The following is a 6,000-nucleotide window of genomic DNA, read 5'->3' on the forward strand; positions in this document are numbered from 1 at the left end:
AGCGTCAAGACATGTACCTCGTTCACGCGCACCTCAAATCCCGTGTCCCGGACGCCGAGCCACCGTCTGACCTTGCGCTGCTTGTCCGGCAGCATGCCCTCCCGGAGGAGGCCGTGGAGCACCTGGTGCTCCACGCCAACGCGCAACCAGAGCCGGTAATCGGCGTCTACGTTCTCGCCCGGTATCTGGAGGAGGCGGAGCGCGTCGCAGGTGCCGTGGTCGCCCGGGCGCTCGCGGCGGAGCCGAGCCTGCGGCACTGGGAACTGACGGTCGCCCAGGTCCCACTGCTCGCGCAGCCCGTGGGCGACGTATGGATGGACTGAACAGTCCAAGGACGGATCCGTCCACAGGAGGTCTGTTGCCTTCGGTCTAGTCAGACGGAAAGCTGCAGGTCATAGGCACGGCGCCGGGGGCAATCAGGCTTGGTAGATTCTGGCAGTCAATCGCCCTGTCGTTCTCCTGAAGTGAAAGGGACGCCGCTATGATTCGTTTCATCCTGCTGGCCACCGCTTCGGTGGTCATGGTGTGCTCGCCATCGGCGAACTCCCACGCCCAGCCGTCGGCGAGTGTCGCAGCCCAGGCAACGGACGTGACGGCGGCAGCCGCCGAGACTCAGATCACAACCGACGACTTCGGCTGGCAGTGAGAACGGGTCTGGACGCGAGCCGTCCACCAAACCTCGGCGAGGGCCTCGGAATACGGGCCGCAGCCCGCCAGCTCAGTCAGTCGACGGATCGGGTGCTCGCGGGGGAGGCAGAGTTCCTCGCCCCAGCCCGGCAGGCGACTGCGGTACTGGGGAAGTTGATTGGGGACCGGGTAACCCGGGATTCCATCCCCGTTCACCCGCGCCGCCGTGCGGCGGCGCTGCATGCCGATACGAAGTTGATCGAGCACCTGGTCCGCGCCTACTCGGGTGGAAGTGGGCTCACGCTGCGGCAGCGGGCAGCCTTGCGGGGCGCTTCGCTTGGCACACTGCTGAACCGCGTCGGCGTACGGCTCGACACGCTCGGAGCCAGGAACGGTCCGCCGGTTGGTTTCGCCGGACCCATTACCACCGGGCCAGACGTCGCAGACTGGTCGCCGGTCACCGGCCCGGAGGCGGAGTCCTTCGAACGAGTCATGCGGGGAACGCAGTGTGTATTTGCGCAACGTTCGGTGATCTGGACGGTGCCATGGAGCGGCCCAGACATTGAGGATGCCCTGCCAGCCTGGGGCCAGAAAATGCGTGGGTTCGCTGCGGCCGCCCGTCGGGAACCGGTGGACGGGATCGTCCTGACCCTCCCCAGGGAGTACGGCGCGACCGTGACGGACCTCGCGTCGACCACCCGTCGGGTGCTGCGGGGGCTGGCCGAGCTGGACGGGGCCAGCCGGTGCGACCTGCGGTCACCGGAGCGTGAGGGGTGGTATTTCACCTTTGCCCGCGAGCGGATGTTTCTCGTGACGACAGCACCTTGCTACCCCCCGGACCACTCCCGCCACGGCTTCGGCGAGCCGTACACGTATCTGCTTTTCCAGCCGGACCGCGCCTTCGACCGGGCCGTCAGCCCGAGCGGCGGGGGTCTCATCTCACCGGCCGTGCGAGCCCGTATCCGTGACCTCTACGAGAACAGTGGCAGACCTTACGACCTGTCGATCACATTGTCCCCTTTCGAGGCCCACCGGTTCGTCAAACCGCTGTCGTTGGGCGAAGCGCCTGTGCGGTGGTGGGAATTCGGCCCCGCCGACGACGGCCAGAGGAGTACCCGGTGAAAGCCCCGCTTGCGCTCAGCCCGCTTCGGCACGCCAGCTTCAGACGGCTGGTTGCCGCCCACGGCTTGTCCCGGTTCGGCACTGAACTGGCTCTGGTCGCCGTCGCTTTCGCGGTGCTCCAGTCCTCGCCGACAGCCGGTGCCCTAGGGCTGGTCCTGGCCGCTCGAACCCTGCCACACGTTATCTTCCTGATCTTCGGAGGAGTGTGGGCGGACCGGCTGCCCCGCGCGCGGATCATGGTCTCAAGCGACGTGGTCTGCGCGGTCGTGCAGGGTGCACTCGCGGCGGCGGTCCTCACCGGGCAGATCACGCTGTGGCTGCTGATGGTGCTGCAGGCCGTACTGGGCTCGGCGAGCGCATTCTTCGTGCCTGCCGCGACCGGACTAACACCGGCGACCGTTCCCGACGGCGACCTGCAGCGCGCCAACGGCCTGCTCGGCCTGGTAGGCAACGGGGCGGGGATGCTGGGTCCCGCTGTGTCAGGGGTGGTGGTGGCGTTTGCGGGTCCCGGCTGGTCACTGCTGGTCGACGCAGTGACGTTCCTAATGTCCGCATGTCTGCTGCTGGGGATCCGGCAGAGTGAGCCTGTACCGGCTTCGGCCGGCGGCCGACCACGCGGGGTGCGGCAGGATCTGGCTGAGGGATGGCACGAGGTGTCCTCCCGGAACTGGCTGGTAGCGGGAATCCTGCAGAGCCTGCTCTTCCAGGCGTGCTTCGCAGCCTTCTTCACCCTCGGTCCGGTCGTCGCCGGGGCCACGCTGGGCGGACCTGCTGCATGGGGAGCGCTGGTTACCGCGTTCGGAGCCGGTTCGCTCCTGGGCAGCCTCCTCGCACTGCGGCTGCAACCCGCCCGACCGCTGCTGACCATGCAAGCGGCGCTGGCCGTGTCTGTTCCAGCGATGGCGGCGCTGACCTGGACGGACTGGCTCCCCATACTGCTTGCGACCACTGCCATGGCCGGGGCGGGATTCGCCGCTGCAGACGCCTTCTGGGAGACGACGCTTCAGCGCGAGACACCACAGGACAAACTCGGACGCGTCGCGGCTTTCGATCGGATCGGTTCATCCTGCCTGCGCCCCTTCGGCTACCTGATCGCCGCCAGCGTCGCAGCGGCGGCCGGCCAGCAGCACACCCTACGAGGCGCCAGCCTCCTGCTGGCCCTGTCCGTACCAACGGTGCTAATCGCTGTGCCGCAGATCCGCAGGCTCCGGCACCACGCCGCCCCCACCACTGACGACCGAACGCCGCTATCGCCAGCGGCCCACTCGAACTGACCCCCTGACCGGACCGGAGCGACCAGCGATGACCAGGCCTCGAAGGATTGTGCTGCTGGGCGGCGGATTCTCAGACGACCCCGACACCCTGCTCGACGACTTCGTCCTAGCCACGGCGCGGATCGCAGACGGCCCTGACCGCCCCCGGGTCTGCTTCGTCCCGACGGCGAGCGGTGACGCGGCAGGCTACGTCGACCGCTTCCACACCGCCTTCGCCGACAAGAGCTGCGAGCCCTCGGACCTACCACTGTTCCGCCGCCGGCACGAGGACCTGCGACGGTTCGTGCTGGAGCAGGACGTCGTCTACGTCGGCGGCGGCAACACCGCGAACATGCTCGCCGTATGGCGCATCCACCGCCTCGACGAGATCCTCCGCGAAGCGTACGAGGAAGGGGTACTGCTTTGCGGGATCAGCGCGGGGGCCGCGTGCTGGATGAGCACCTGCCTCACCGATTCTTTCGGCCCGCTGGCCCCGCTCGGGGACGGCCTGGGGCTACTGCCCGGCAGCCTGTGCCCGCATTACGACAGCGAGCCCGGGCGCGGAGCTGCCTTTGTCTCCGCTGTCGCGACCGGGGCACTGCCCGGCGGCTGGGCGCTTGACGACGGCGCGGCCGCCCTGTTCACCGACGGCCACCTCGAAACCGTCGTGACCAGGACACCCGGTGCCACGCTCCACCGCGTCACCGTCGGCACCGACGGCACCGCTACTGAGACCCCCCTGCCATATCGCCTGCTGACGGCCTGACCTCCGAAGGACGCATTGCCATGGACACCCTTCAGCTCAAGCCCTATCTAGAAGCCCGCCGTCTCGGCAGCACCCTCAGGATCGGCCATCTGCCGCCCAACGGCACCGAGATCCTTGACGCCCCCGACTTCCTGGCCGAACTGATCACCCTACTGTCCGCACCCGTCAAACGGGACAACGCTGTAACGCATCTGACCAGCACCGCCGGACTTAGCGAAGAAGGGGCCGAGGACCTGCTCGACCAGCTCACCGAGGCTGGCATCGTCGGCTCCCCGATCCCGGACGACAGCCGCTACGCCCGCCACCTCCTCTACTACGACATGACCGGACTGCCAGCCGGTACTGCGCAGCACAGTCTCGCCTCAGCGAAGGTGGGAGTCGTCGGCACCGGCGGAATCGGCAGCAATGTGGCCACGCTGCTGGCCGCAGCCGGAGTGGGACATCTCGTGCTCACGGACGGCGATCACATCGAACTGAGCAATCTGACCCGCCAGTTCCTCTACGACGAGGAGACCGTCGGCCGGCCCAAGGTCGAGGTTGCCGCCGAGCGGCTGCGCAGGCTCAACTCCACCGTGCGAGTCAGCACGGTCCCCGAACCGGCGAGTCCGGCGCTGTTCGACGAGCATTTGGCTGACTGCGACCTGGTGGTACTCTCCGCAGACAGTCCTGACGAACTCCACGAGTGGATCGACGCTGCCGCCCGCAAGCACTCTTTCGGTTACCTAGCTGCGGGATACCTGGAGTCCTTCGGCTCTGTCGGACCGCTGGTTCTGCCCGGCACGACCGCCTGCTATGAGTGCTTCCGGCACTCTGGCGAGCTGGAGCAGTACCTGGAACCCGGTGAGACTCCTGGCCCCAACCTCAACCTGGCTATGCAGGCTGGTAGTTACGGTCCGCTGAACGTCATCGTGGCCGCCATGGCCGCCAACGAGGTGCTCCGGTCCCTGCTCGGCGGGGACTGCTGCTCCGCCGGGACCCGGCTCATGGTCGACTCCCGCTCCTACCGGCTACACAGCGAGCACTTCCCGCGCCGGGCCGACTGCCTTGCGTGCGGCGACCAGAAGCCCGACCCCCGCTGGCAGGGCGCAGTGCCGCAGGTCGAGTTGGAGGACCTGTACGAGTCCGACCGGGCCGAGGCCTCGTTGAACTCCGTGGTTCTGGACCCCCTGATGGCCGACCTGATTCACGTCGGACCGGGTATGCGGGCCTTGGACTACGGCTGCGGTACGGGCGAGCAGGTCCGGATGATCGCCGCCCGGGGAGCCAATGTCGTCGGCTTCGATCGCTCCGCCCGGATGCTCGAACTGTTGCAGGCCGCCCTGCCTGCCGAGTTTGCCAACCGGGTGACCACAGTGACCGGCGACCGGCTGCCTGAATACACGGCCGAGTTCGACGTGGTGGTATGCAACAACGTGCTCGATCATGTGGCCGACCCCGACCCGGTACTGGCCCAGCTGCGACGCGCGGTACGGGACGACGGGACCGTGCTGGTGACCGTGCCCCATCCGGTGAAGGACGGCGCCTCGTGGAACCGCAGAAATGTCCGCGGCCAGTGGCAGTACGAGGACCTCCGGCTAGAGCAGTACTTCACCGAAGGTCCCGTCACCAAGCACCGCGAGGGCCCCGGCGGCGACATCGTCATGGAGGCCATGACGACCCACCACCGCACGGTGCAGACCTACATCGCCGCAATCCTCCGCGCCGGCTTCTGCATCACCGGGCTGCACGAGCCGCAGCCACCGGTCGAGGCCGCCGCCACCCATCCCGAGATCTGGGCGAAGGCATCCAGGGTTCCGTACTTCCTGACCTTCGTCCTGTCCCCCCAGACCACCGGCGACCGGCGCTGACCTCGTCAGCCCGGCCCACCGGCGCCCTGCTCACCTCAGCACATCGAAGGGAGGTGCACCACGCATGAGCATCGTTCTCAAGATCCGTCGCATCATCCGCGTCAAGGGCAGCCAGCGCAGCGTCCTGAACTAACCCGCCGACGCCCCACCAGGCAACGGCGACACGGGCCGTCCGGCCCGGCGTCCCAATCCCGATGAGGAGACACACATGAGCATCGTTCTCAAGATCCGTCGCATCATCCGCGTCAAGGGCAGCCAGCGCAGCGTCCTGAACTAACCCGCACAGCGGGGGTGGGGGGGGGGGGGGGCCCCCCCCCCCCCCCCCCCCCCCCCCGCCCCCCCCCCCCACCCCCCCCCCCCCCCCCCCCACCGGGGGCCCCAAGGT

General features: G+C 68.2%; 6 protein-coding genes. All 6 read left to right on the forward strand.

What is annotated here, in order from left to right:
- Positions 1–11 precede the first annotated feature (11 nt).
- The 6 genes from ACIRQ9_RS38125 to ACIRQ9_RS38150 all read left to right on the forward strand — a co-directional run bounded on the left by ACIRQ9_RS38125 (position 12) and on the right by ACIRQ9_RS38150 (position 5,615).
- Positions 12–323, forward strand: coding sequence for a hypothetical protein (locus ACIRQ9_RS38125; RefSeq protein WP_404184674.1), 312 nt, complete (start codon positions 12–14; stop codon positions 321–323).
- A gap of 158 nt (positions 324–481) precedes the next feature.
- Positions 482–646, forward strand: coding sequence for a hypothetical protein (locus tag ACIRQ9_RS38130; protein WP_404184677.1), 165 nt, complete (start codon positions 482–484; stop codon positions 644–646).
- Between the two features lie 236 nt (positions 647–882).
- A complete protein-coding gene (locus tag ACIRQ9_RS38135) occupies positions 883–1,749 on the forward strand; it encodes a YqcI/YcgG family protein (RefSeq protein ID WP_404184680.1) in 867 nt (288 codons plus the stop codon).
- Positions 1,746–3,023 carry an MFS transporter gene (locus ACIRQ9_RS38140; protein WP_404184683.1) on the forward strand — a complete coding sequence of 426 codons (1,278 nt, stop codon included), beginning with the start codon at positions 1,746–1,748 and terminating at the stop codon, positions 3,021–3,023. The genes ACIRQ9_RS38135 and ACIRQ9_RS38140 overlap by 4 nt, the downstream gene beginning before the upstream one ends.
- A 28-nt stretch (positions 3,024–3,051) precedes the next feature.
- The gene (locus ACIRQ9_RS38145) at positions 3,052–3,768 is read left to right on the forward strand and encodes a Type 1 glutamine amidotransferase-like domain-containing protein (RefSeq protein WP_404184685.1); all 717 of its coding nucleotides are present in this window, start codon (positions 3,052–3,054) and stop codon (positions 3,766–3,768) included.
- 20 nt (positions 3,769–3,788) lie between these two features.
- Positions 3,789–5,615, forward strand: a complete 1,827-nt coding sequence (locus tag ACIRQ9_RS38150) for a ThiF family adenylyltransferase (RefSeq protein WP_404184688.1) — start codon at positions 3,789–3,791, stop codon at positions 5,613–5,615.
- The last annotated feature ends 385 nt before the right edge of the window (positions 5,616–6,000 follow it).

It is taken from the genome of Streptomyces sp. NPDC101237 (assembly GCF_044767465.1).
Lineage (GTDB): Bacteria > Actinomycetota > Actinomycetes > Streptomycetales > Streptomycetaceae > Streptomyces > Streptomyces gramineus.